The 26,208-nt window shown below is 56.2% G+C and carries 25 protein-coding genes; 12 read left to right on the top strand and 13 right to left on the bottom strand.

Annotated features, from left to right (window positions below):
• The 3 genes from ppk1 to purM form a co-directional block, all read right to left on the bottom strand.
• Entirely contained in the window at nt 1–2,061 is a 2,061-nt protein-coding gene (ppk1, locus tag AB3N39_RS15335; protein WP_111965176.1) for a polyphosphate kinase 1, read from the bottom strand.
• 207 nt (nt 2,062–2,268) lie between these two features.
• Entirely contained in the window at nt 2,269–2,910 is a 642-nt protein-coding gene (gene purN, locus AB3N39_RS15330) for a phosphoribosylglycinamide formyltransferase (RefSeq protein ID WP_032646794.1), read from the bottom strand.
• Nucleotides 2,907–3,944 (bottom strand): phosphoribosylformylglycinamidine cyclo-ligase, encoded by a 1,038-nt coding sequence (gene purM / locus AB3N39_RS15325; protein WP_367896852.1) that lies wholly within the window; start codon nt 3,942–3,944, stop codon nt 2,907–2,909. Before purM ends, purN begins: the two co-directional genes overlap by 4 nt.
• A 266-nt stretch (nt 3,945–4,210) precedes the next feature.
• On the opposite strand from purM, the gene AB3N39_RS15320 reads away from it, so the two are divergent.
• The 4 genes from AB3N39_RS15320 (at nt 4,211) to AB3N39_RS15305 (ending at nt 8,669) form a co-directional block, all read left to right on the top strand.
• A complete protein-coding gene (locus AB3N39_RS15320) occupies nt 4,211–5,641 on the top strand; it encodes a 6-phospho-beta-glucosidase (RefSeq protein WP_111965177.1) in 1,431 nt (476 codons plus the stop codon).
• Between the two features lie 227 nt (nt 5,642–5,868).
• Nucleotides 5,869–6,495, top strand: coding sequence for a uracil phosphoribosyltransferase (gene upp, locus AB3N39_RS15315; RefSeq protein WP_111965178.1), 627 nt, complete (start codon nt 5,869–5,871; stop codon nt 6,493–6,495).
• 86 nt (nt 6,496–6,581) lie between these two features.
• Nucleotides 6,582–7,871, top strand: coding sequence for a uracil permease (uraA, locus tag AB3N39_RS15310; RefSeq protein WP_045399708.1), 1,290 nt, complete (start codon nt 6,582–6,584; stop codon nt 7,869–7,871).
• 96 nt (nt 7,872–7,967) lie between these two features.
• Complete coding sequence (locus tag AB3N39_RS15305) at nt 7,968–8,669, top strand: DnaA inactivator Hda (RefSeq protein WP_211438414.1); 702 nt, start codon at nt 7,968–7,970, stop codon at nt 8,667–8,669.
• A 20-nt stretch (nt 8,670–8,689) separates the two neighbouring features.
• Here the strand turns inward: AB3N39_RS15305 and AB3N39_RS15300 are convergent, their stop codons facing one another.
• From AB3N39_RS15300 to celB, 3 genes are read right to left on the bottom strand one after another with little or no spacing between them, the layout of a single operon-like run.
• Nucleotides 8,690–10,111 carry a M17 family metallopeptidase gene (locus tag AB3N39_RS15300; RefSeq protein WP_367897312.1) on the bottom strand — a complete coding sequence of 474 codons (1,422 nt, stop codon included), beginning with the start codon at nt 10,109–10,111 and terminating at the stop codon, nt 8,690–8,692.
• Nucleotides 10,111–11,067 carry a N(4)-(beta-N-acetylglucosaminyl)-L-asparaginase gene (locus tag AB3N39_RS15295; RefSeq protein ID WP_248174853.1) on the bottom strand — a complete coding sequence of 319 codons (957 nt, stop codon included), beginning with the start codon at nt 11,065–11,067 and terminating at the stop codon, nt 10,111–10,113. Before AB3N39_RS15295 ends, AB3N39_RS15300 begins: the two co-directional genes overlap by 1 nt.
• Nucleotides 11,068–11,070: 3 nt before the next feature.
• A complete protein-coding gene (gene celB, locus AB3N39_RS15290; protein WP_115875973.1) occupies nt 11,071–12,390 on the bottom strand; it encodes a PTS cellobiose transporter subunit IIC in 1,320 nt (439 codons plus the stop codon).
• Nucleotides 12,391–12,535: 145 nt separating this feature from the next.
• Between celB and AB3N39_RS15285 the strand changes: the two genes are divergently transcribed.
• Nucleotides 12,536–13,360, top strand: a complete 825-nt coding sequence (locus AB3N39_RS15285) for an XRE family transcriptional regulator (RefSeq protein WP_367896851.1) — start codon at nt 12,536–12,538, stop codon at nt 13,358–13,360.
• Here AB3N39_RS15285 and arsC read toward each other — a convergent pair.
• Together arsC and bepA are read right to left on the bottom strand one after the other, a co-directional pair.
• Nucleotides 13,357–13,713 carry an arsenate reductase (glutaredoxin) gene (arsC, locus tag AB3N39_RS15280; protein WP_136195544.1) on the bottom strand — a complete coding sequence of 119 codons (357 nt, stop codon included), beginning with the start codon at nt 13,711–13,713 and terminating at the stop codon, nt 13,357–13,359. The genes AB3N39_RS15285 and arsC overlap by 4 nt on opposite strands.
• 18 nt (nt 13,714–13,731) lie before the next feature.
• The gene (gene bepA, locus AB3N39_RS15275) at nt 13,732–15,195 is read right to left on the bottom strand and encodes a beta-barrel assembly-enhancing protease (RefSeq protein WP_111965181.1); all 1,464 of its coding nucleotides are present in this window, start codon (nt 15,193–15,195) and stop codon (nt 13,732–13,734) included.
• 221 nt (nt 15,196–15,416) lie between these two features.
• Here bepA and AB3N39_RS15270 point away from each other — a divergent pair, with 221 nt between their 5' ends.
• Nucleotides 15,417–16,481, top strand: coding sequence for an AI-2E family transporter (locus AB3N39_RS15270; RefSeq protein WP_033146172.1), 1,065 nt, complete (start codon nt 15,417–15,419; stop codon nt 16,479–16,481).
• 95 nt (nt 16,482–16,576) lie between these two features.
• Here AB3N39_RS15270 and bcp read toward each other — a convergent pair whose 3' ends face one another.
• Entirely contained in the window at nt 16,577–17,047 is a 471-nt protein-coding gene (bcp, locus tag AB3N39_RS15265; RefSeq protein ID WP_014171119.1) for a thioredoxin-dependent thiol peroxidase, read from the bottom strand.
• Nucleotides 17,047–17,616, bottom strand: coding sequence for a glycine cleavage system transcriptional repressor (locus tag AB3N39_RS15260; protein ID WP_023308758.1), 570 nt, complete (start codon nt 17,614–17,616; stop codon nt 17,047–17,049). The genes bcp and AB3N39_RS15260 overlap by 1 nt, the downstream gene beginning before the upstream one ends.
• Before the next feature lie 145 nt (nt 17,617–17,761).
• On the opposite strand from AB3N39_RS15260, the gene dapA reads away from it, so the two are divergent.
• The 6 genes from dapA (at nt 17,762) to ypfH (ending at nt 24,216) form a co-directional block, all read left to right on the top strand.
• Nucleotides 17,762–18,640 (top strand): 4-hydroxy-tetrahydrodipicolinate synthase, encoded by an 879-nt coding sequence (gene dapA, locus AB3N39_RS15255; RefSeq protein WP_008501633.1) that lies wholly within the window; start codon nt 17,762–17,764, stop codon nt 18,638–18,640.
• 16 nt (nt 18,641–18,656) lie between these two features.
• The gene (gene bamC, locus AB3N39_RS15250) at nt 18,657–19,691 is read left to right on the top strand and encodes an outer membrane protein assembly factor BamC (RefSeq protein WP_111965182.1); all 1,035 of its coding nucleotides are present in this window, start codon (nt 18,657–18,659) and stop codon (nt 19,689–19,691) included.
• Between the two features lie 109 nt (nt 19,692–19,800).
• Entirely contained in the window at nt 19,801–20,514 is a 714-nt protein-coding gene (gene purC, locus AB3N39_RS15245; RefSeq protein WP_008501631.1) for a phosphoribosylaminoimidazolesuccinocarboxamide synthase, read from the top strand.
• Between the two features lie 120 nt (nt 20,515–20,634).
• Entirely contained in the window at nt 20,635–21,501 is an 867-nt protein-coding gene (locus AB3N39_RS15240) for a neutral zinc metallopeptidase (RefSeq protein WP_367896850.1), read from the top strand.
• Nucleotides 21,501–23,447 carry a tRNA(Met) cytidine acetyltransferase TmcA gene (locus AB3N39_RS15235; protein WP_367896849.1) on the top strand — a complete coding sequence of 649 codons (1,947 nt, stop codon included), beginning with the start codon at nt 21,501–21,503 and terminating at the stop codon, nt 23,445–23,447. Before AB3N39_RS15240 ends, AB3N39_RS15235 begins: the two co-directional genes overlap by 1 nt.
• 73 nt (nt 23,448–23,520) lie before the next feature.
• Entirely contained in the window at nt 23,521–24,216 is a 696-nt protein-coding gene (gene ypfH, locus AB3N39_RS15230; RefSeq protein WP_136195541.1) for an esterase, read from the top strand.
• Nucleotides 24,217–24,254: 38 nt separating this feature from the next.
• Here the strand turns inward: ypfH and AB3N39_RS15225 are convergent, their stop codons facing one another.
• From AB3N39_RS15225 to AB3N39_RS15215, 3 genes are read right to left on the bottom strand one after another with little or no spacing between them, the layout of a single operon-like run.
• Nucleotides 24,255–24,452 (bottom strand): YpfN family protein, encoded by a 198-nt coding sequence (locus AB3N39_RS15225; RefSeq protein WP_008501627.1) that lies wholly within the window; start codon nt 24,450–24,452, stop codon nt 24,255–24,257.
• A 24-nt stretch (nt 24,453–24,476) separates the two neighbouring features.
• Complete coding sequence (dapE, locus tag AB3N39_RS15220; RefSeq protein WP_367896848.1) at nt 24,477–25,604, bottom strand: succinyl-diaminopimelate desuccinylase; 1,128 nt, start codon at nt 25,602–25,604, stop codon at nt 24,477–24,479.
• Between the two features lie 10 nt (nt 25,605–25,614).
• Entirely contained in the window at nt 25,615–25,965 is a 351-nt protein-coding gene (locus AB3N39_RS15215) for an ArsC family reductase (RefSeq protein ID WP_143345383.1), read from the bottom strand.
• Nucleotides 25,966–26,208: the final 243 nt, after the last annotated feature.

Genomic DNA, 26,208 nt, shown 5'->3' with positions numbered 1-26,208 from the left:
TTAATCGGGTTGCTCGAGTGATTTGATATAGTCGTAAATCGCCAGTTGCGACCGCACTTTACGGCGGTTGCCGCGCGGTACATAGCGGTTACTGAGTTCTTTGTCGATATAGCGTGCTTTCACGGTATCGCTGAACAGAATCTCGATGATGTCGAGGATCTGCTGCTTCAGGCGCGGATCCAGCAGCGGTGCCGCGACTTCAATTCGGTAGTCAATATTGCGCGTCATCCAGTCTGCCGAAGAAAGATAGACCTGCTTATCACCCGCATTATCGAAAATATAGACCCGATCGTGCTCCAGGTAGCGGTCAACAATGCTGATCACGCGAATATTGTCGCTGATGCCTTCCAGTTCCGGGATCAGCGAGCACATGCCGCGGATCAGAAGATTAACCGGTACGCCGGAGCTGGACGCCGCATACAGCCTGTCCACCAGCCCTTTATCGACCAGGTTGTTAAGCTTCAGCGTGATGCCGGACGACAGCCCTTTCTGGGCATTGGCGATCTCTTTATCGATCATATCGTACAGCAGACGGCGCGAGTTCTGCGGCGAGACCAGCAGATAGTCAAAGCTCACCGGACGGTACGGGTTTTCGATAAAGTTAAAGACCCGGCGCACTTCGTTAGTGATGCGGGCATCGGCAGTTAAGAGCGAGTAGTCGGTATAAATTCGCGCGGTTTTCTCGTTAAAGTTCCCGGTACCGATGTGGGCATAACGCACCACCTCATCGCCCTCTTTACGAGAGATGAGGAACAGCTTGGCGTGAATTTTCAGCCCCGGCGCGGAGAAAATAACGTGCACACCGGCTTCCGTCAGACGACGCGCCCAGTGAATGTTCGCCTCTTCGTCGAAGCGCGCCTGCAGCTCAACCACCACGGTGACTTTTTTGGCGTTGTGCGCCGCGTGGATCATCGCATCGATGATGCGGGAATCTTTTGCCACGCGGTAGATGTTGATTTTGATCGCCAGCACGCTCGGGTCGAACGAGGCCTGACGCAGCAGTTCCAGCACGTGCTCGAAGGTGTGGTACGGATAGTAGAGCAGGACATCGCGTTCGCGGATGGCGTCGAATCCGTTGCGGAATTTATCGAACCAGAGATGGCGCAGGCGCGGCAGCGGCTTGTTTACCAGATTGGCTTTGCCGACGTTCGGGAAGCCAATAAAATCTTTAAAGTTGTGGTAACGACCGCCCGGAACGATGGAGTCATAGCGCGAAATGGTCAGTTTCTCACGCAGCATCTCCACCATGGCGTCCGGCATATCGCGCTGATAGACGAAGCGCACCGGTTCAGCCGTCAGGCGCTGTTTCAGGCTGGATGACATCAGCTCCATCAGGCTGGCTTCCATCTCATGCACCAGGTCATATTCGGCGTCACGAGTCATTTTCATCGAGTAGGCGTTTAACGCATCGTAATCGAAGAAGCCTTTGAAGATGTCGTCCAGACAGTAGCGCAGGATGTTATCCAGCAGGATCATTGGTTTGCGTCTGCGCGGGGTTTCCGGCGGCAGGTTCACAAAGCGCGGCACCTTGTCGGATGGGATCTCCAGCAGCGCGTAACGGATAGATTCACCGCGAATAATTTCCACCGCGAGGTAGGTGTAGTCATCTTTCAAAAACTGCACCAGATCGGTTTCGCGGTTGATCAGAATCGGGGTAATGTGCTGGCGCAGATAGTGTTTGAAGTAGTGGCGCAGCCAGTTTTGTTGGTTAACTGAAAGCTGGCGTTCGTTAATCAGGAAGATTTGATTGCGCGCCATCTCCAGCAGCAGTTCGTTATACAGGCCGTCAAATTCCTGATCGGCTTTCAGCACGCGGGACTGGATTTTGCCCAGCAGATGCCGCGAGTGCGAGTTTAAGCCTTGTTCTTCGCTGATGATGATGCGTCTTTTCAGCTCGGCAAAGCGAACCTTGTAGAACTCATCCAGGTTGTTCGAATAAATACCCAAAAAACGCATGCGCTCGATCAGCGGGTTACTTTTGTCTGCCGCTTCCTGGAGTACACGTTCGTTGAATGCTAACCAGCTTAGCTCTTTCTCGATATATAACTTTTCCTGACCCATTACAGCTCACACTCCAGTTCAATCACAGGACGTGGTAAATCCGTCTCGTCCTTATTATGGCGAGCATTTCCACGATATGTCCAACAGTGCCAGAAAAGTATGACAGTTATTTTTTTTGTTGGGGAATTTAGAGGGTTGGGGAGGGGACATTCGGGTAATGCATCAGGCAGGTCGGGTAAGCGCAGAAGCGCCACCCGACATAATAAACTACTCTTCCGCCGCATGGCCCTGCGGAGGTAACTTAACGCCGTCCAGCCAGGCAGCGCCGTCGCGCATCTCGAGACGTCCGTCGACAAACCAGCTTACCACCAGCGGGTAAATGGCGTGTTCCTGGGTCTGCACGCGTTCGGTCACGTCTTCTTCGCTATCGCCGTCAAAGACCGGGACTTTCGCCTGCAGGATAACCGGACCGCCGTCCAGCTCGTCGGTAACGAAATGCACGGAGGTGCCGTGCTCCTCATCGCCATTTTCCAGAACCTGACGATGGGTATGCAGGCCGGGATATTTCGGCAGAAGAGAAGGGTGAATATTCAGCAGACGTCCGGCGAAGTGTTCTACAAAAGCCGGGCTCAGAATGCGCATATAGCCCGCCAGCACGACTACGTCCGGCGCGTAGGCATCAATCTCATGCACCAGCTCGCGGTCAAAGGCTTCACGTCCGGCGAACTGGCTGGCTTCCAGCGCGTGCGCGGGAATGTTGGCTTCCCGCGCGCGCTCAAGGCCGAACGCGTCGGCCTTGTTGCTGAATACTGCCCGAATGGTGCCGTTGATTTTCTTCTGCTTGCAGGCGTCTATGATGGCCTGCAAATTGCTTCCGTTGCCGGAAATGAGCACCACGATGTTTTTCATTCAATGACCACACGCTGTTCGGAATCGGAGGCTTTAATCGTACCGATTTTCCACGCGTTTTCACCTTTCTCCGTCAGCAGCTTCACTGCTTTATCCGCTTCGCTTGCCGGCAGGGCGATAACCATGCCCACGCCGCAGTTAAAGGTGCGGTACATTTCGTGAGAGCTCACGTTGCCCGCGGTCTGCAGCCAGTTAAACACGGCTGGCCACTGCCATGAGGATTCGTCGATCACCGCCTGGGTGTTGTCCGGCAGAACGCGCGGGATATTTTCCCAGAAGCCGCCGCCGGTCAGGTGGGCAATGGCGTGAACGTCGACGTTCTCCATAAGCTCGAGCACGTTCTTCACGTAGATGCGGGTCGGCGCCAGCAGATGGTCAGCCAGCGGTTTACCGTCAAGCTCGGTGGTCAGCGGATCACATCCGCTCACTTCGAGGATTTTACGCACCAGGGAGTAGCCGTTAGAGTGCGGGCCGCTGGAGGCCAGCGCGATCAGCACATCGCCATCGGCCACTTTGCTGCCGTCGATAATTTCTGATTTTTCTACTACGCCGACGCAGAAGCCCGCGACGTCATAATCTTCGCCGTGATACATGCCCGGCATTTCTGCGGTTTCACCACCGACCAGCGCGCAGCCAGACTGCAGACAGCCTTCGGCGATACCGTTAATCACGCTTGCCGCGGTATCTACGTCCAGTTTGCCGGTCGCGTAATAATCGAGGAAGAACAGCGGCTCTGCGCCCTGTACCACCAGGTCATTCACGCACATCGCGACCAGATCGATACCGATCGTGTCGTGACGTTTTAAATCCATCGCCAGGCGCAGCTTGGTGCCTACACCGTCAGTACCCGAGACCAGAACAGGTTCACGATATTTTTGCGGCAGCGCGCACAGTGCGCCGAATCCACCCAGACCACCCATCACTTCCGGGCGGCGGGTTTTTTTCACCACACCTTTGATTCGGTCAACCAGCGCATTACCTGCGTCAATATCAACACCGGCATCTTTGTAGCTGAGAGAAGTTTTGTTGGTCACGGCTTAAATCCCCACGCGATTGCATAGCTAGTAAGAAAAATCGGCGCAATTCTAACAGTCCAGGCAAACGTTTGCGAGCCTATTCTGGACGTGGAGATCTTTTTTTCTGTGCACCCCGTGAATGCAGCCAAACTTGACTCTGTTCACGAAAATGAAACCGGTTTCTGAGAACTGCTTGCAACGGTTATTCCCTTTGCACATCATCGAACTGAAACCGGTTTCTGTAATTGTTTTTGCAGATAATAACGCAGAATGAGGGAAAGCGAATGTCAGGATTTAAAGCAGATTTTCTGTGGGGTGGGGCCGTTGCGGCGCATCAGCTGGAAGGCGGCTGGAAAGAGGGCGGAAAAGGCGTGAGCGTGGCCGACGTCATGACCGCGGGCGCGCACGGCGTGCCGCGTGAAATCACCAACGGCGTGCTGGAAGGGAAAAATTACCCTAACCATGAAGCCATTGATTTCTACCACCGCTATAAAGAAGACATCAAACTCTTTGCTGAGATGGGGTTCAAATGCTTCCGCACCTCTATTGCCTGGACGCGGATCTTCCCGAAAGGCGACGAGCTTGAGCCTAACGAGGCTGGCCTGAAATTCTATGACAACCTGTTCGACGAATGCCTGAAGTACGGCATCGAACCGGTTATCACCCTGTCTCACTTCGAGATGCCTTTCCATCTGGTCACGGAATACGGCGGCTGGCGCAACCGTAAGCTGATCGACTTCTTCGTTCGTTTTGCAAAAGTGGTATTCCAGCGCTATCAGCATAAAGTGAAGTACTGGATGACCTTCAACGAGATCAACAACCAGGCCAACTTCCACGAAGACTTTGCGCCGTTCACTAACTCCGGGCTGAAGTACGCGCCGGGTGAAGACCGTGAGCCGGTGATGTTCCAGGCGGCGCACTATGAGCTGGTGGCCAGCGCCCTGGCGGTGAAGGCGGGGCGCGAGATTAACCCGTCGCTGCAGATTGGCTGCATGATTGCCATGTGTCCTATCTACCCGCTCACCTGCGCGCCGGACGATATGATGATGGCGATGAATGCCATGCACCGCCGCTACTGGTTCACCGACGTGCACGTGCGCGGCAGGTACCCGCAGCATCTGCTCAACTACTTTGCGCGTCGCGGCTTCACGCTGGATATTACCGAAGAAGATAAAGCCGCGCTGACGCAGGGCTGCGTGGACTACATCGGCTTCAGCTACTATATGTCCTTCGCCACCAAGGCGACGTCGGATAACCCGCAGCTGGATTACGACGAGAGCAAGAGCCTGGTCACTAACCCGTACGTGCAGAAATCGGACTGGGGCTGGCAGATTGACCCGGTGGGGCTGCGCTACTCCCTCAACTGGTTCTGGGATCACTATCAGCTGCCGCTGTTTATCGTTGAAAACGGCTTTGGCGCGATCGACGTGCAGGAGAGCGACGGCACGGTGAACGACCAGTACCGCATTGACTACCTGTCCGCCCACATCCGCGAGATGAAAAAAGCGGTGGAGGAAGATGGCGTGGATCTGATGGGCTACACCCCGTGGGGCTGTATCGACCTCGTTTCTGCCGGTACGGGCGAAATGAAAAAACGCTACGGCTTTATCTTTGTCGACAAAGACAATGAAGGCAACGGCACGCTGAACCGCAGCAAGAAGAAATCGTTCGACTGGTATAAGCAGGTAATTGCGAGCAACGGCGATAGCCTGTAATTGCCGGGTGGCGCTAACGCTTACCCGACCTACACTACACGTAGGTCCGCGTAAGCGCAGCGCCACCGGGCAGAACCCGCACCCAAGCCGGAGTCTCGCCTCCGGTTTTTTTTGTCTCTAAATCACTTTGCTTGATATACGTCAAGCAAGATGGGTATGGCCTAATCCGAAAAAAGCGGTATAATCCCGCGATTTTTTTGCGGACGCCGCCTCAGAGGAGAAAGAGAATGAAGATTGTGGAAGTGAAACACCCACTCGTTAAACACAAGTTGGGCCTGATGCGTGAGCATGACATCAGCACGAAGCGTTTTCGCGAACTGGCATCTGAAGTCGGCAGCCTGCTGACATACGAAGCGACCTCCGATCTGGAAACAGAAAAAGTCACCATCGAAGGCTGGAACGGCCCGGTGCAGGTTGAGCAGATCAAAGGTAAGAAAATTACCGTGGTGCCAATTCTGCGTGCCGGTCTCGGCATGATGGAAGGCGTGCTGGAGCACGTGCCAAGCGCGCGTATCAGCGTGGTGGGTATCTACCGTAACGAAGAAACTCTTGAGCCGGTTCCTTACTTCCAGAAGCTGGTGTCTAACATCGACGAGCGTATGGCGCTGGTGGTTGATCCGATGCTGGCGACCGGTGGTTCGATGATCGCCACCATCGACCTGCTGAAAAACGCGGGCTGTAGCAGCATTAAGGTGCTGGTGCTGGTTGCGGCACCGGAAGGGATCGCGGCGCTGGAAAAAGCGCACCCGGACGTTGAGCTGTATACCGCCTCTATCGACCAGGGCCTGAACGAGCACGGGTACATCATCCCGGGGCTCGGCGATGCCGGCGATAAGATCTTTGGTACGAAATAATCGAATAACGATAAATAAGCCGACTTTGATAGTCGGCTTTTTTTTGAATAAAACACCAACAACAATACTACTCAGAGGAAAACACTATGACGCGCCGTGCTATCGGGGTGAGTGAAAGACCGCCGCTTTTACAGACTATCCCGCTTAGTTTGCAGCACCTGTTCGCCATGTTTGGCGCAACCGTGCTGGTGCCAATCCTGTTCCACATTAACCCGGCAACCGTGCTGTTGTTCAACGGCATCGGTACGTTGTTGTACCTCTTTATCTGTAAAGGCAAAATCCCGGCGTATCTGGGGTCAAGCTTCGCGTTTATCTCGCCGGTTTTGCTGCTGCTGCCGCTGGGTTATGAAGTCGCGCTGGGCGGCTTTATCATGTGTGGCGTCCTGTTCTGCGTGGTGTCCTTCATTGTGAAGAAAGCCGGTACCGGCTGGCTGGACGTGATGTTCCCGCCTGCGGCGATGGGCGCCATCGTTGCGGTCATCGGTCTTGAACTGGCGGGTGTGGCGGCGAATATGGCCGGTCTGCTGCCTGCTGACGGCCAGTCACCGGATTCCAAAACCATTATCATCTCGCTGGTAACGCTGGGCGTAACGGTGTTTGGCTCCGTCCTGTTCCGCGGGTTTATGGCGATAATCCCGATCCTGATCGGCGTGCTGGCGGGCTACGCGCTCTCCTTCGCGATGGGCGTGGTGGACACCACTCCGATTGCCGAGGCGCACTGGTTCGCGCTGCCAACCTTCTACACCCCTCGCTTCGAATGGTTTGCGATTTTCACCATTCTGCCTGCGGCGCTGGTGGTGATTGCGGAGCACGTCGGCCACCTGGTGGTGACGGCGAACATCGTTAAGCGCGATTTGATCCGTGACCCGGGTCTACATCGTTCCATGTTTGCGAACGGTTTCTCCACCATTATCTCCGGTTTCTTTGGCTCAACGCCAAACACCACCTACGGTGAGAACATCGGCGTGATGGCGATTACCCGCGTCTACAGTACCTGGGTTATCGGCGGCGCGGCGATCATCGCCATTCTGCTCTCCTGCGTCGGCAAGCTGGCGGCAGCGATTCAGATCATCCCGGTGCCGGTGATGGGCGGCGTGTCTCTGCTGCTGTACGGGGTAATTGGTGCCTCCGGTATTCGCGTGCTGATTGAATCCAAAGTGGATTACAGCAAGGCGCAGAACCTGATCCTGACCTCAGTAATCCTGATTATCGGCGTGAGCGGCGCGAAGGTGCACATCGGTGCGGCCGAGCTGAAGGGCATGGCGCTCGCGACCATCGTCGGCGTTGGCCTGAGCCTGATCTTCAAGCTGATCTCGGTGATCCGCCCTGAAGAGGTGGTACTGGACGCGGACGAAAGCGAAAAAGCGTCACATTGATCGAAAAGTCGGGCGAGGGATCGCCCGGTTCTCTCCTTGCAGGTTCCGTGTTAAACTCCTTTCCGATTTTACGTAGGATCTCTGGTTGAGGTATTTCTGAACGGACCGGCACAGCTCTCTCTGCCACTTTATCTCCCTGACGATGAAACTTTCGCGAGTTTCTGGCCGGGTGATAACCCCTCTTTACTGGCTGCACTGCAAAACGTGCTGCGCCAGGATCACAGCGGATACATCTATATCTGGTCACGCGAAGGCGCGGGGCGCAGCCATCTGCTGCATGCCGCCTGCGCGGAGCTTTCAGCGCGCGGTGATGCAGTAGGCTACGTGCCGCTGGATAAACGTACGTGGTTCGTGCCTGAGGTGCTGGAGGGAATGGAACATCTCTCGCTGGTCTGCATCGATAATATCGAGTGCGTGGCGGGGGACGAGCCGTGGGAAATGGCGATCTTCAACCTCTACAACCGCATCCTGGAGTCGGGCAAAACCCGGCTGCTGATCACCGGCGATCGTCCACCGCGACAGCTGAATCTGGGGCTGCCGGATCTGGCGTCTCGTCTGGACTGGGGGCAAATCTACAAGCTCCAGCCGCTGTCGGATGAAGATAAGCTTCAGGCGTTACAGCTGCGCGCAAAACAGCGCGGATTTGAGCTGCCGGAAGACGTGGGCCGCTTTCTGCTCAAGCGGCTGGATCGCGAAATGCGTACGCTGTTTGACACGCTCGATCAGCTCGATCGCGCCTCCATTACCGCCCAGCGCAAGCTGACCATTCCGTTTGTGAAAGATATTCTCAAGCTTTGAATTTTCTCGCCCGGTGGCGGCTAAATATCCCCAATTAGATGCTCAACCAGAAGTGGAATCGGTCTTCCCGATGCCACGCTCCGTCCGTTTTCGCGCCACAGCGCCGTACCGCTGATGTCCAGATGCGCCCACGGAATGGCTGGCGGGCAGAAGTGGTGCAGCAGCCACGCTGCCGAAGCACTGATTGCTGCATTATTGGTCGGCGTGTTGCACAGATCGGCGATCGCGCTGTCGGTCTGTTTTTTCAGCCGCGCATCCAGCGGCAGGGACCACACTTCATCGCCGCTCTGCTTGCCCGCCAGCGTCAGCGCCGCGCGCAGCGGTTCATCCTGCGTCATTAATCCGCTCAATTCATACCCCAGCGCCTTCACGACCGCACCGGTTAAGGTCGCCATATCAATAATATAGCGCGCCTGCGGATGGCGCTGGCTGGCCCAGGCGATGGCGTCTGCCAGCACCAGTCGGCCTTCGGCATCGGTATTGTTGATTTCAACCGTGGTGCCGTTGCAGGCCGTCGCCACCGTTCCGGGCTGCATGGCGTCCGGGCCAATGGCGTTTTCCGCCAGTGCCAGCACGCCCATAATGCGTACGGGCAGCGCCAGCTCTGCGGCGGTCAGCATCAGGCCCAGCACGTTAGCCGCACCGCACATGTCGTATTTCATGGTATACATGCCCGCGCCTTCCTTCAGCCACAGGCCGCCTGTATCAAAGGTTATGCCTTTTCCCACATAGCAGCGCACCGGGCCGTCGTTGATGCCGTCATAATGGATCGCCAGCAGGCGCGGCGGACAGGTCGCCCCTTTGCCAACGGCGTGCAGCAGCCCCAGACTCTGCTCAACGATTTGCTTTTCATCCAACACCTCGCAGCGCAGAAAAGGGAAGGCGGCACACAGTTTTTGCGCCTCTTCCACCACAAACTGCGGCGTGCAGCGGTCGGGAGGGATATCCGCCAGCCGTCGCGCAGCGACCATTCCGTGGGCGATGGCCTGCTGCTGGCGGAAGATTCCCTCCAGTTTTGCCTGCTGTTCCGGCAGGCAAAGGGCAGTAATGTGCGTAAGGCGCACCGTCGATTCATCCGTTTTCTTCAGCTTCAGATCGCTTAGCCTGTGCGCCTGATTAAAGAGAAAACGCAGCACCTGCGCCAGCACCACATCGTCGATATCGGTAACGTCCAGTATCAGCTCGGGGCTGACGGGCGAGGCCAGCAGCGGGCGCAGCGCCGTCAGTAATCCTTCGGTCAGGCTATCCTGCCAGAGCGCATCGGGCAGCAGAGTGATCCGGGCAAACGGGGCGCAGCCAAAGCGGGTGTCAGCGATGCTGGCAGACTCGCGCATTTCTGCGACCAGCGCCGTTTCGGGCAAATGCGTACAGGTGGCGGATGCAATCAAATGGCTCTGCGGAGCCGCGTCAGAAAGCGCGTTGATAAACTGATACGTAATCATCATGACTCCTCAATCGGCGCGCGGATCCGCGCGGCATAGGCCTGCATCCACTCATCGTCTACCGCGTGATAATGCGTTTTCTCCCGCAGGCGTTCGGTACGAAAAACGGTGAGAGGCTGGCGAGCCGTCGCCACCACAAACGAGAAGGTTTTGATGTTGGTGGCGGCACCAAATTCGCCTTTGTTGTTCATGCACACCACTGAGAGATCGCCCGCGCGCCCAAAGCGCGACATCAGCTTGTCTTCCAGTTCGAACACTACCGAATCGGCAGCCTGCTGGGGCGTCATGCCCTGCGCCATGCGGCGGACGATTTCGTAGCTGGTGCAGCCTTTCATCAGATCTTCACCGACGCCCGTGGCGGTGGCAGCGCCGGTTTCACTGTCGCAGTAAAATCCGGAACCAATAATGGGCGAATCCCCGAGTCGACCGCGCTTTTTCATGAACAGGCCGCTGGTGGACGTGGCGACGCTCATCGAGCCCTGCTTATCGAGGCCGATAATGCCGACGGTGTCATGCCCGTCGTAAGGGCTTAAGCCCTTATCCAGCGTTTCACGGCAGCGTTTGCGGTAGTGCTGCAAGGCGCGGTCAGTGAGCATGGTTTTGTCGGCAAAGCCCTGGCTCAGCGCCCATTCGCGCGCGCCCTGGCCCACCAGCAGGCTGTTGTAGCGCTGGCGGCTTAACGCATGCGCCACCCGCACCGGGTTGGCGATATCCACCAGGTTGCCCACGGCACCAAACGCCAGCGTATCGCCGTCCATGTAGGCGGCGTCCAGCTCCACTTCGCCATTTTCGGTGGGCAGCCCGCCGTAGCCGACGGATTTATAAAACGGAAAATCTTCGACGGCGGCGACGGCATCCACCACCGCTGCCGAGACCGGTTTCCCCGCAGCCAGCGCAGATGCAGACTCGGTGACGCCTTCAAGCGCCATTCTCCAGGTCGCGATAATTCCCCACATGCTTTACTCCTGTTTTGCAAGGGTGGTGTCGGTTTGCGTAACGGTGACCATTTCCGCCGCGCGGTACTGTTTGTCCACGATACGCATGAAAGGTAGGTACAGCATGGCGCCAATTAGCAGGTTGATAAGCTGCATCACGCTGCCGCTCAGGTGCCCGGTAACGATAAAACCGCTGATAACGGGTGGCAGCGTCCAGGGAATAAACACCCCGGTGGTGACGGCAACCGCGCCAATCTTCATCGCTGCATACTGCACGGTAACCAGCACCAGCGGCACCAGATTGAACGGGATAAGCATGATTGGGTTCATGATCACCGGCAGGCCAAACAGGATCGGTTCGTTGATGTTAAACACTGACGCCCCGGCGCCGAGGCGCGCCACTTCCCGCATGTTTTTGCTGCGGGCGAAAATCAGCATCGCAATGACCAGCGACAGCGTGGCCCCCGCGCCGCCCATCCAGATCATGTCAAAAAACTGTTCGGTGATAATGTGCGGCGGCGTGGCGCCAGCCTGAATGGCCGCGATGTTGTCGGTCTGGTTCTCCATCCACAGCGGGCGAATGATGCCGTTAATCATCGAGCCGGAGTTAATGCCCACTGACCAGAGAATGGTGATGCTGAAGACCGTCATCAGCGCGCCAAAGTAAGAGGTACCGTAGTGGCGAACCGGCGTGGCCACTACTTCGTAAATAAACTGGTGGATAGTGTTGTAGTGGGTGTTTTCAAACACGATACGGATACCCAGCACCAGAATCATCACCAGCAGGGCCGGGATTAATGCCGCGAACGACTCCTGCACCGCCGGCGGCACGCCGTCCGGCATTTTGATGACCAGTTTTTTGCGCTTGAGCCAGCAGAACAGTTCCGTCCACAGCAGAGAACCAATCATCGCCACGAACAGCCCTTTGCTGCCAATCCACTCCACCGGAATGACGGTTATACCGCCGTTTTCCGCCACTTTGATAAAGGGCGTCAGGATGAGAAAGGCGACCAGCGCCAGGATGCCGCAGGAGATGCGATCCTCACCGTAGTGTTCCGCCAGGCGGAAGGCAACCAGGAAGCTGATGAACAGCGACATGGTGGAGAACACCGCGTTGAACGGGATTTCAATAATGGCGCTCCAGCTCTCACCAAAGGCCTGAGACATAAACTGCTGATAGGCTTGATTCGGGAATGACGAGATCACCAGCAGAACGGAGCCGACGATGATAAACGGCATGAAGGATACGTAGGCGCCGCGAATGGCCCCGAGATGACGCTGCTGGGCCGTTTTGGCCGCCAGCGGCATCAGTTTTGCTTCAAGAAATCCCAGAACATTGTTCATTGTGAACTCCGTACAAGATTGAGGGGTGTTGGTTGTGTTATGTCTGGGAATTATCAGTGAAGCGTGGCGAGCGAAAGGTGAAATCGGTCACAAAGCAATCGCTGCTGTAGTATAAATCTCATAAGATTAGTTCTGAGGACTTGCGATGGAAATTAAACTGCATGCTAATGCCACCACGACGCCGCGCATCCGTCGCTATCTTCAGCAGTCAGATAAAAGCGACAGAGAGCTTGCCGCTGAGCTGGGCATTTCGGTCACTACCGTCAGGCGCTGGCGCAACCGCGAGCAGATTTCGGACAACCACACAACGCCAAAAGTGATACACAAAGCGTTGAGACAAGAGCAGATCGCACTGGTGAATGTCCTGCGTGACGTCTCGGGAGCGCCGCTTGATGAACTGCTGCAGATTGTAAACGGCGTGCTGGGGATCCCCGTATCCCGGGCGACATTGAACCGCTACCTCAAACCGACCTCTGCGCAACAAAAAGGGGCTCCGTTGCAGGGGAAAAAGGCGCTCAAGGCAGGTATCGTGCCGCAAAAACTTCTGTTACATCATCAGCCCCTGTCTCTGCATATGGACGATGGCGGAGAACAGCATCTACTTTGGGCGCGTGAACCGGTGAGCGGCTGGTGCTACGCCCGGCTGTACGCGGGCACTTCTCCGCAGCTGCTGGCCCGCTGGGCGCACGACGCGCTGGAAGCCTGTCCGGCTGATATTCAATCTATTGAGACTTTTGGTTTCGAGGTGAAGCCAGAGGAGCGTAATACCACCGTTACGGTGCATCCGCAGCAGTACCGTGCCATTCAGGTTGCTCAGCCGCTCTGTGAAATCATTCCACGCCTGAACAGTGAGCCGGCAGGCGAGCTGTTGATCCAGCTGTGCGAATTTTACAACCGGGGAAAAGCGCAGAAAAAGTTAGGAGAGAGTACGCCGCAGGGCTTTCTTGAAGCGCTGCGGCGTAACGATTAGAGGATCTGGAGCACGTCTTCCGGCGGACGTCCAATGCGCGCCTGGCCGTTCGCCACCACAATCGGGCGCTCAATCAGCTTTGGATTTTCAACCATCGCCTGGATCAGCTCAGACTCGGTGAGACGGCTGTCATCCAGGTTAAGCGACTTATACAGATCTTCTTTCTGACGCATCAGCTCTCTAGCACTGCCCATTCCCAGCATGCGCAGCAGCTGGCGGAGGGTTTGCGCGTCAGGTGGTGTATCAAGGTAAAGCACAACTTCCGGCTCAACGCCGTTAGACTTCAGCAGGCTCAGGGTATCGCGGCTCTTGGAGCAGCGAGGGTTGTGATAAATTTTTACGGCGTCTGTCATGACGTGAATTCTCCTTTATTACATCTTCTCGTACGGCTTAAAGCGCTGCTGCAGGCCGCGAAGCTGATCGATACGCGCGTCGTAACGGGCCTGCTGTAGGCTACCAAGCTTGACCTGCGAGCTGGCGCTGCTGAGCGCGGAAATCGCCTGATCGAGGCGGCCCACCAGGGCAAAGCCTTCGGCACGCGCCGCAAGCTCCTGATCGCGGTTGCCGAGCTGGGCTTCCGCCTGAGCGAGCAGATCCCAGCCGTTTTGATCGTCTTTATTATTAAAGGTGTAGCGGTTCAGGATAGTCGCCGCTTCACCCGGCTGGCCGCCCTGCAGGTAAGCATTCGCCAGGTTAAGCTGCAGCACCGGGTTGGTACGGACGTCTTTCGCCCCTTTCAGACGGTTAATCGCATCGGCGGTTTTCTTCTGCCCCAGATCGATATCCGTCGACAGATCGAGATACCACGGGTTGTTCGGGTCGGCAGCCAGAAGCGGCTGCAGCGCTTTACGCGCCTCGTCGTATTTGCTGGCTTCCATCGCCTGAAGCGCCTGACCATACTGCGCGGCGTTTTTCTCACGCACGTTGCCTTTCGCCAGGGTATCCAGCAGGTCACTGGTGAGCTGGTTACGCCCGGAATTGTACATTCCCAGGGTTCTCACTTTCGCCATGTAGAAATCCTGCGAAGACTGGACCACCACAGGACGCATCTGGTTTGCACGGTTACGCGCGTCCGATAGTCGGCTTTCAGGCAGCGGGTGCGTCAGCAGGATTTCCGGCGGACGGGAAGAGTAACGCGCCTGATCGAGCAGTTTTTCCAGGAAGCTCGGCATGGCCTGCGGGTCAAAGCCCGAGCGCTGCAGCACCTGAATCCCGATGCGGTCCGCTTCCTGCTCGTTTTGTTGGGTAAAGCTGATCATCCCCTGACGTGTTCCCGCCAGCGTACCGGTCAGCGCTGCCATCCCGGCCTGCGGGCTGGCCATCGCCAGCAGAATCGATCCCAGTGCACCCACCCAGGTGAGGGGAGCGTTACGTTTCTGGTCTTCCATCGCACGCGCCAGGTGACGTTGTGTGACGTGCGAAATTTCGTGCGCCATTACCGAGGCCAGCTGGCTTTCGTTGTCAGAGTAACGGAATAACGCCGAATGCAGCACCACGTTACCGCCAAAGAAGGCGAAGGCGTTGATTTCGTCATTATTGATTAAATAGAAATGGAAGGGGGTCTTTACCGAGTCGGCGTGCGCTACCAGACGCATCCCCAACCCGTTTATGTACTGCACCAGCAAAGGGTCGTTGATCAGCGGGGCGCTGCCGCGCAGCTGGCGAACATAGTAATCCCCCATTTGCATCTCTTGCCCAATAGAGAGCGTGCTTCCTGCTGTGGTGCCCATGTCCGGCAATGAATCGGACGAGTCAGCAAAAGCGGGCAACACCTGACCGACCGTCACCGCGGCAATCAGTGTTGCAACCAGTGTTTTTCTCAATTGCCTGAACATAACCACTGTCCTGTATGTTGGATGTGCTAATTTGACCGATGAACCGGCATATCGTTCATCTCTGCTGCCCTGCGAGTGTAGCCGTGTTGTAGCATGAAGAAAATCCCATTCATCAGGGTTTTGCGGATTGCGATCGGGATACAAAAAGCGAAAGTCTTTTTTGTGACAGTTAGATACAATTCACCGTCTCACTCCCGCCATTCGATTCAGGGAAGGGTTGTATGCTCGAAATGTTAATGCAGTGGTACCGGCGTCGGTTCAGCGACCCGGAAGCCATTGCTTTGTTGGTTATTCTGGTTGCCGGGTTCGGTATTCTGTTCTTCTTCAGCGGCCTGCTCGCCCCTCTGCTGGTGGCGATTGTGCTGGCGTACCTGCTGGAGTGGCCCACGGCGCGTCTGGAACATATCGGCTGTTCCCGCCGCTGGGCGACCAGCATCGTGCTGGTGCTGTTTGTCGGCATCCTGCTGTTAATGGCTTTTGTGGTGATGCCGGTCGCCTGGCAGCAGGGAATTAACCTGATCCGCGACATGCCCGGCATGCTGAACAAGCTGTCTGATTTTGCCGCCACGCTGCCGCGCCGTTATCCGGCCCTGATGGATGCCGGAATTATCGACGCGATGGCCGAAAATATGCGCGCCCGCATCATGACGATGGGTGATTCGGTGGTGAAATACTCTCTGGCGTCCCTGGTCGGACTGCTGACGCTGGCGGTTTACCTTGTGCTCGTGCCGCTGATGGTCTTCTTCCTGGTGAAAGATAAAGATCAAATGCTCAACGCCGTGCGCCGTATTCTGCCGCGCAATCGCGGGCTGGCGGGGCAGGTCTGGGAAGAGATGAACCAGCAGATCACCAACTACATTCGCGGCAAGGTGCTGGAGATGATTGTCGTGGGGGTAGCGACCTGGATTGGCTTCCTGATTTTCGGCCTGAACTACTCGCTGCTGCTGGCGGTGCTGGTGGGGCTGTCGGTTCTGATCCCGTACATAGGCGCGTTTGTGGTGACCATTCCGGTTGTTGGGGTCGCGCTGTTCCAGTTTGGGCTGGGGACTGAGTTCTGGAGCTGTTTCGCGGTGTACCTGATTATTCAGGGCCTGGACGGTAACCTGCTGGTGCCGGTGCTGTTCTCCGAAGCGGTGAACCTGCATCCTCTGGTGATTATCTTATCCGTGGTGATTTTCGGCGGGCTGTGGGGATTCTGGGGCGTGTTCTTCGCCATTCCGCTGGCAACGCTGATTAAAGCCGTGGTCCACGCGTGGCCGGATGTGCCGGCGGTGGAAGAGAAGTAGAGGGGGGCGGCCTGATGCCCTCACCCCGACCCTCTCCCACAGGGAGAGGGAGAAAACATGAAAAACGGCAACCTGGGTTGCCGTTTTGCTGTTTATCAGGCGCTTTGTTTCAGCCAGTTCAACACCACGTCGTGGTGGTTGCTGGTTTTGAAGTCGTCAAACACGTGTTCAACTTTACCGTCAGCGTCAATCAGGAAGCTGATGCGGTGGATGCCGTCGTAGGTTTTACCCATAAACGTCTTCTCGCCCCAGACGCCGAACTGCTCGCATACCTGATGATCTTCATCGGAAAGCAGCGTGAAGTTCAACAGCTCTTTTTCAGCAAATCGTGAGAGCTTTTCTGGTTTATCGGTGCTGATACCCAGCACTTCCACGCCGACTTTTTTCAACTCGTCCATGTTGTCGCGTAAGCCGCAGGCCTGTACGGTGCAGCCGGGGGTCATGGCTTTCGGGTAGAAATAGACCAGAACACGCTGTCCCTGGAAGTCGGTCAAATTTACTTGCTCGCCGTCTTGATCCGGTAAGCTAAATTTCGGTGCGATGTCACCGGCTTTCAGTGGGTTCATTACTCAACTCCATCCTGTTCGTGCTGCGAATAATTGACGACGCTTATACTGCCCTGCGCGTTTAATTCTGTACAGAGGGCTTTGAACGCTTGCTCGATATTTGACGCATCCTGTGAGGCAGGGCTGTGCGCGGTAATTTGAATAAACAGCACCGGAAGACCATGGTCATCGCTTGTCTGCGTACGGGAAACCAGTTCGGCAATATTCATCTGATGACTGTCAAAAAGCGCCGTGAAACGCTCAATCAGATGCGGAGAATCAGGCACTTCAACCTGTACCCAGACGGTAGAAGGCAGTGCCGGACGCGGACGCGCGGTGGTGCGCTTCATGACAATCAGCAAATCCAGTTCGGCCCCTTTCAGCGGCAGGGTCGATTCAATCAACGTAATGGCGTTCCATGTCCCGGAAAGCAACATAATAAATGTGAACTCTTCGCCAAGCATCGCTAGACGGCTGTCTTCGATATTACAGCCGCAGCTGCTTACGTGACGGGTGATGGTGTTCACGATACCCGGCCTGTCGGCACCCAGCGCAGTGATAACCAGGTAATGTTGTGATGAGGTTGTCAAACCTGTTCTTCCTTTGCATGGTTAAGTCTTCCTAAGGAAAGCATAAAAAAAACATGCATACAACCGCCTGAGAGCCTCAGGTCGCTTGCTTTTATTACAGTTCCAAACGTAACATTGAGGCTCTTGTTCGCACAGAGGATGGCTCATGTTCACGGGAAGTATTGTCGCGCTTGTTACACCGATGGATGAAAAAGGTAATGTCTGCCGGTCAAGCATGAAGAAGCTCATTGATTACCATGTCGCCAACGGAACCTCGGCGATCGTTTCGGTAGGGACTACCGGTGAATCCGCAACGCTGAGCCACGACGAGCACGGCGATGTGGTGATGCTGACCCTGGAACTGGCTGACGGACGTATTCCGGTCATCGCGGGCACAGGGGCTAATGCAACCGCAGAAGCTATCAGCCTGACCAAACGTTTTAACGACAGCGGCATCGTTGGCTGTCTGACGGTGACTCCTTACTACAACCGTCCTACTCAGGAAGGTTTGTTCCAGCACTTCAAAGCCATCGCTGAACATACTGACTTGCCACAAATTCTGTATAATGTGCCGTCTCGTACCGGTTGCGATATGCTGCCGGAAACCGTTGGTCGTCTCTCGGAAGTAAAAAATATTATCGGTATTAAAGAGGCGACAGGGAACTTAAGTCGCGTTCATCAGATCAAAGAGCTGGTTTCAGACGACTTTATCCTGTTGAGTGGTGATGATGCGACCGCGCTGGACTTTATGCAGCTCGGTGGCCATGGCGTGATCTCCGTAACGGCAAACGTTGCGGCGCGCGACATGGCTGAAATGTGCAAACTGGCCGCAGCAGGTCATTTTGATGAAGCGCGCGTCATTAATCAGCGTCTGATGCCGCTGCACAATAAATTATTTGTCGAACCCAATCCGATCCCAGTGAAATGGGCATGCAAGGAGTTGGGTCTTGTAGCAACCGATACGCTGCGTCTGCCAATGACACCGATCACCGACCACGGTCGTGATATCGTCAGGGCTGCGCTGAAGCATGCCGGTTTGCTGTAGAGTTTAGGGAGATTTGATGGCTTATTCAGTACAGAAGTCGCGCCTGGCGAAGGTTGCGAGTGTTTCGCTTGTTATGCTGCTCGCTGCCTGTAGTTCAGACTCGCGCTACAAGCGCCAGGTGAGCGGTGATGAATCCTATCTGGATGCGACCCCGCTTGCTGAACTTCACGCACCGGCTGGTATGATCCTGCCGATTCAGAACGGCGATTATAATATTCCCGTGACCAACGGCAGCGGCCTGGTCGGTAAAGCGCTTGATATTCGTCCGCCAGCACAGCCTCTGGCGCTGGTTAGCGGGGCGCGTACCCAGTTCACCGGTGATACGGCGTCTCTGATGGTTGAGAGCGCGCGCGGTAGCAATCTTTGGCCGCAGGTTGTCAGTGTCATTCAGTCGAAGAACTACACCATCGATAAACGCGATGACGCCAGCCAGACGTTAACCACCGACTGGATCGAATGGAACCGTCTGGATGAAGACCAGCAGTACCGCGGTCGCTATCAAGTCTCCGTTAAACCACAGGGTTATCAGCAGGCGGTCAACGTTAAGCTGTTGAACCTGGAGCAGGCGGGTAAACCGGTTGCGGATGCCGCGTCCCTGCAGCGTTACAGTACCGAAATGTTGAACGTGATTGCCGCAGGTCTGGATAAGACCGCTACCGATGCCGCCAACGCTGCGCAGAGCCGTAACGGTGTGACCTTTGATGTTCAGAGCGGCGCGGATGATACCGGCCTGCCAATGCTGGTAGTGCGTGCACCGTTTAACCAGACCTGGCAACGTCTGCCAGCAACGCTGGAAAAAGTGGGCATGAAAGTGACCGACAGCACGCGTTCAACCGGCAGCATGACGGCAACCTATAAGCCGCTCTCCGACAGCGCGTGGCAGGAACTGGGCGCGAAAGATCCACAGCTTGCCTCCGGTGACTATAAGATTCAGGTAGGTGACCTAGATAACCGCAGCAGTCTGCAGTTTATCGATCCAAAAGGTCACACGCTGACCCAGTCGCAGAACGATGCGCTGGTCGCTGTCTTCCAGGCAGCATTCAGCAAATAAATACGAGGGCTGGTGAATCCAGCCCTTTTTATTTTAGTGCCACGCAAACGTGTGCGTGGCATAATATCCCCAGTTTTGAACACAAATCATCACACCAGGAGTAATGAAGATGCAGAAGCAAGCTGAGTTGTATCGTGGCAAAGCGAAGACCGTATACAGCACGGAAAACCCGGATCTGTTGGTGCTCGAGTTCCGCAATGATACGTCAGCAGGGGATGGCGCACGCATTGAGCAGTTCGATCGTAAAGGCATGGTGAACAACAAGTTCAACCACTTCATTATGACCAAACTGGCCGAAGCGGGTATCCCGACCCAGATGGAAGCGTTGCTGTCCGATACGGAATGTCTGGTGAAAAAACTGGATATGGTTCCGGTTGAGTGCGTTATTCGTAACCGTGCGGCGGGCTCCCTGGTGAAGCGTCTCGGCATTGAAGAAGGTATCGAACTGAATCCACCGCTGTTCGACCTGTTCCTGAAAAACGATGCCATGCACGATCCGATGGTCAATGATTCCTACTGCGAAACCTTCGGCTGGGTGAACAAAGAGAACCTGGCGCGCATGAAAGAGCTGACCTACAAAGCCAACGACGTGCTGAAAAAACTGTTTGATGACGCGGGCCTGATCCTCGTCGACTTCAAGCTGGAGTTTGGTCTGTTCAAAGGCGAAGTGGTGCTGGGCGATGAGTTCTCACCAGACGGTAGCCGCCTGTGGGATAAAGAAACGCTGGATAAAATGGACAAAGACCGTTTTCGCCAGAGCCTGGGTGGCCTGATTGAAGCGTACGAAGCGGTTGCTCACCGTTTAGGCGTTAAGCTCGACTAACTCCCTCACTTGCCAAAGGATGTTCGCATCCTTTGGCGTCTTACCTTTGTTTCCTATGGTAATCTTGCCGTTAACCGCCTACGATCATAGCTATTATAAATGGAATAGTTAGAGGTGGTTATGCGCTGGCAAGGGCGTCGTGAAAGTGACAATGTAGAAGACAGACGCAGTGATGGCGGCGGCGGTCCTTCAATGGGTGGACCCGGCTTCCGGTTACCCAGCGGTAAGGGTGGCATCATCCTGCTGATTGTGGTTTTAGTCGCGGGTTATTACGGCGTTGACCTCACAGGGTTGATGACCGGTCCGCCGCTGCAACAGCAGCAATCTCAGCACTCCATCAGCCCGAATGAAGATGAAGCGGCCAAATTTACCTCCGTTATCCTCGCCACAACGGAAGACACCTGGGGTCAGCTGTTTGAGAAGATGGGGCGTACCTACCAGCAGCCGAAGCTGGTGATGTACCGGGGCGCAACCCGCACCGGATGCGGCACCGGACAGTCCGTGATGGGGCCGTTCTACTGCCCGGCGGACGGCACCGTCTATATCGATCTCTCCTTTTACGATGACATGAAACGCAAGCTTGGCGCTGACGGTGATTTTGCCCAGGGCTACGTGATCGCGCATGAAGTCGGCCATCACGTGCAAAAGCTGCTGGGGATTGAGCCTAAGGTGCGCCAGCTGCAGCAAAATGCCTCGCAGGCAGAAGTTAACCGACTGTCCGTCAAAATGGAGCTGCAGGCGGACTGCTTCGCGGGCGTCTGGGGCCACAGCATGCAGCAGCAGGGCGTTCTGGAATCCGGCGATCTTGAGGAGGCGTTAAACGCCGCTCAGGCTATCGGTGACGACCGTCTTCAGCAGCAGAGCCAGGGGCGCGTCGTGCCGGACAGCTTCACTCACGGTACCTCACAGCAGCGCTACAGCTGGTTCAAACGCGGCTTCGACAGCGGCGACCCGGCGCAGTGTAATACCTTCGGCAAAGCGATGTAATGCAGGCGTTTGAACAGCTGATACGCGAGCTTGAGCGCACCGGCCATCGTCGGCTGGTGGTGCTCAGCGGCGAGGCGCAGTGGACGTTAACCCAGGCGCTTGCCCTGCGTGCTGCCCTGCCCGGAGACTGGGTTTGGCTTGACGAACATCCTTCAAAAGCCATCAGCGGCCTGCTGGGACGCGAGTTCCGGCATGCTGTTTTTGACGCCAGCGCCGGGTTTGATGTCGCCGCGTTTGCCGCCCTGAGCGGAACGCTGAGCGCCGGAAGCCTTCTGGTGCTGCGGGTTCCGCCGCTCGACGCGTGGGCCGGGTTGCCAGACAGCGATTCACTGCGCTGGAGCGACAGCGCGGAAGCAATAGCCACGCCGCATTTTGTCCACCATTTCTCACGGGCGATTGCAGCCGATCCCGACGCGATTGTCTGGCTTCAGGGCCGCGCGTTATCCCTTCCGTCTTTACCCGACGCGCCAGACTGGCAGCCTGCCAGCGGCGCCCCGCAGCGCGAACAGGCTGAGATCCTGGATGTGCTGCAGGGGATGTCGGGTGGCATCGTGGCCGTCACCGCCGCGCGCGGGCGCGGAAAATCAGCCCTGGCAGGAATGTTGCTGAGCCGCATTGCTGGCAGCGCCGTGGTTACCGCGCCGTCGAAGGGGGCAACGGATATCATCGCCCGCTTTGCCGGAGAGCGTTTTCATTTTATGGCCCCGGACGCGCTGCTTGCCTCTTCACGCCAGGCAGACTGGCTGATTGTTGATGAAGCCGCTGCGATCCCCGGACCTCTGCTGGAAAAGTTAGTTGCCCGTTTCCCCCGCGTGCTGTTAACCACCACGGTGCAGGGCTATGAAGGGACGGGCCGGGGATTTTTGCTTAAATTCTGCGGTCGGTTTGCCGGGCTGCAGCGCTACAGCTTATCTACACCTGTGCGCTGGGCGGCGGGCTGCCCGCTTGAGCGGATCGTCGCCAGCGCGCTGCTGTTTGACGATACGCTGATTGACCGTCGCCCGGAAGGAGAGGTGCATTTAACGTCTCTGGCGCCGACGGCATGGGAAAGCCGCCCGGCGCTTGCCGCGAGCGTGTATGAGCTCCTCTGCGCGGCGCATTACCGCACCTCGCCGCTCGATTTGCGCCGCATGATGGACGCGCCCGGGCAGCAGTTTGCCGTTGCCGAAACGAACCCGGTTATCGCCGGGGCGCTATGGCTGGTAGAGGAGGGCGGGCTATCCCCTGAGCTTAGCCGCGCCGTGTGGGCGGGGTTCCGGCGTCCGCGCGGGAACCTGGTGGCGCAGTCTCTGGCGGCACACGGCGGCTCTCCGCTGGCGGCGACGCTCAGAGGACGGCGGGTGACCCGCATTGCCGTGCACCCTCGCCGTCAGCGGGAAGGGATTGGCCAGGCGCTTGTTCGCAGCGCCTGCGGCGAAGATTATCTGTCGGTGAGCTTTGGTTACACCGATGAACTTTGGCATTTCTGGCAGCAGTGCGGCTTTGTGCTGGTGCGGATGGGCAGCCATCGTGAAGCCAGCAGCGGCTGCTACACGGCGATGGCGCTGCTGCCGCTTAGCGAGGCAGGGCGTCGGCTGTGCGCGCAGGAACATCAGCGTTTGTGCCGGGATATGCGCGTCCTGTCTGCCTGGAACGGTGAAAAGATCCCCGTGGAAGACCGATGGGAAGCTACCCTTAATAGTGACGACTGGCTGGAGCTGGCGGGGTTTGCTTTTGCACACCGGGCGTTTTCAACCTCGGTTGCCGCGCTGACGCGGCTGTTGTTAGCCGTGGACATGCCTCTTCCGGCCCTGCGTGGGAAAATGGCAGGAAAAACGGAAGACGTCGGGCGAAAAGCGTTGCTGGCAAAGCTGCGCAGTGAAACCGCGCAAGCGCTTGAAAGCCTTGATTATCCCCGCTGCCAGCAGTTGAAGGAAGACATTTTGCAATGGCAATTTTTTCAATGACTTCTTCAGTAAAGTGGCATGGTCATTCACGTCGGGAGGCGTAGAATCCAGGTCATCTATTAAGGAGACCACCATGAAACACGATCATTTTGTTGTTCAAAGCCCTGACAAACCGGCTAAACAGTTACTGCTTCTGTTTCATGGGGTTGGCGATAATGCCGTCAATATGGGGCAGATTGGCAGCTGGTTTGCGCCCGTTTTCCCCGAAGCGCTGATTGTCAGCATCGGTGGCGTAGAGCCATGCGGCCCGAACGGGCGCCAGTGGTTCTCGGTTCAGGGCGTGACGGAAGAGAACCGTCAGGCGCGCATTGACGCCATCATGCCGACCTTTATCGACGTTGTCCGCTACTGGCAGCAGCAGAGCGGCGTGGGTGCCGAGGCGACCGCGCTGATTGGCTTCTCGCAGGGGTCAATCATGTCGCTGGAAAGCGTAAAGGCGCACCCGGGTCTGGTTTCACGGGTGATCGCGTTTAACGGTCGTTTTGCGACGTTACCAACAAGCGCAACCACGCAGACCACGATCCACTTAATCCACGGCGGTGAAGACCGGGTGATTGAACTCTCGCATGCGGTTGCTGCCCAGGAAGCGCTGATTCGGGAAGGTGGGGATGTGACGCTGGATATCGTTGACGATCTGGGCCACGCCATTGACGACCGCAGCATGCAGTTTGCGCTCGATCGTTTACGCTATACCGTACCGAAGCACTACTTTGATGAAGCGCTCAGCGGCGGTAAGCCGGATAACGATGATATTGTTGAGTTTATGTGAGGTTATCCCCTCTCCACAGGAGAGGGGATACGGACCGGTTACTTCTTCTGGTCTTTCTTCGGCCAGTCGTCGTCATCGTCCCACTTGTCGTTGAAATCACGGTGCGGGGGAAGATCCGGTTTGTTGGCGAGAAATTTTTTATGGTCCACGCGCTTAAGGTCTTTAATCACGTTAAGCAGTACGCCGACCAGAAAAACCAACACCAGAACCCACCAGTACTTTGAAAGCCAATCCATTCGCTATTCCTCTCAGAGCGTTCGTCAGGCGACGATTTGCTCCATAATACGTTGATACATACGGGCCAGCAGTTGCAAATCTGCCGCATTGACACACTCATTTATTTTATGAATGGTTGCGTTCACTGGCCCCAGTTCGACAACCTGAGCACCCATACGGGCGATAAAGCGTCCGTCTGAGGTGCCACCCGTTGTCAGCAGCTGTGGCTTAATTTCATTATAGTGCTCGATGGCGTTCACCACCGCATCCACCAGTTTGCCGCGCTGCGTCAGGAACGGCTGGCCGGAAAGCCACCACTCCACGGTGTAGCGCAGGTGATATTTTTCCAGCAGGGCGACAACCCGCGCCTTGATCATTTCATCGGTCAGTTCCGTGCTGAAGCGGAAGTTGAACTGGACGAAGTAATCCCCCGGGATCACGTTATTGCTTCCGGTCCCGGCCTTGACGTTCGCAATCTGCATGCTGGTCGGCGGGAAGAACTCGTTGCCCTTATCCCACTCAATCGCCACCAGCTCGCTCAGCATTGGCGCAGCGCGGTGGACCGGGTTATCGGCCAGATGCGGATACGCAACGTGCCCCTGAACGCCGTGAATGGTCAGGTTACAGGTCAGCGAGCCACGGCGTCCGTTTTTCACGACGTCACCCACCACTTCGGTGCTGGACGGCTCACCGACCAGGCAGTAGTCGAGACGCTCGTTGCGTGCCATCAGCGCTTCAACAACCTTCACGGTACCGTTGTGCGCGCTGGCTTCTTCGTCGGAGGTTACCAAAAACGCGAGACGGTTTTTGTGGTTGGGATGCTGCGCCACAAAGCGCTCTGCCGCCACGACCATTGCCGCCAGAGAGCCTTTCATGTCTGCCGCGCCGCGACCAAACAGCATGCCATCCCGAATGGTCGGCTCAAACGGCGGGTTAATCCAGCGATCCGCGTCACCGGCGGGAACAACGTCAGTATGCCCGGCGAAGGCCAGCGTTTCGCCCTGTCCGCGCCACGCCCAGAAGTTCTGGGTATCGCCAAAGTCCATGCGTTCAATGGTAAAACCGATGGCACGCAGGCGTTCAATCATAAGAGCCTGACAACCTGCGTCGTCCGGGCTAAGGGAAGGACGGCGAATAAGCTGCTGAGTCAGCTCAATGACCGGGCATGACATAAACTACACCTCAACGAAAAAAGTCGGAATAAAGGGTTTCACTGAAACCCAGCAGCATAGGCTGCCCTGGCGCGCAGAGCAATGGGCGTTTGATAATTGCCGGCATCTCGATCATCAGTTTTGCCGCGCTGTCGGCATCGGTGATGCTGGCGCGCAGAGATTCGTCCAGTTTACGCCATGTGGTACCGCGGGTGTTCAGCAGAGCTTCCCAGCCCAGTTCGCGGATAGCGCTATGCAGAAATTCTGCATCAAGCCCATCGGCGCGGTAATCGTGGAAACGGTACTCCACGCCGTTCGCTTCCAGCCATCGACGGGCTTTTTTGATGGTGTCGCAATTTTTAATGCCGTACATCACAACCATGGTGAATCCTTTTGACCTTATGATGATTAAATGTTCAGTAAATTCGAAGATATATCCTTAAGTGGAATATAACACATTCAGGAATCGTCTGGATTTACACTTTATATTAATTCAACTCACATCTGTGCGCTGAATATTCTTTCACCATTTAAGCATAGATGTCCATAAACTTTAAAAACCCAATAAACTCAGCAAATAAAATAAAACTCACCCATCCGTAGGGTTATTTCAAAATATTGCTGG

Source organism: Enterobacter vonholyi (assembly GCF_040834095.1).
Taxonomy (GTDB): Bacteria; Pseudomonadota; Gammaproteobacteria; order Enterobacterales; family Enterobacteriaceae; genus Enterobacter; species Enterobacter vonholyi.
This window is presented reverse-complemented; position numbering and strand designations above follow the sequence as displayed.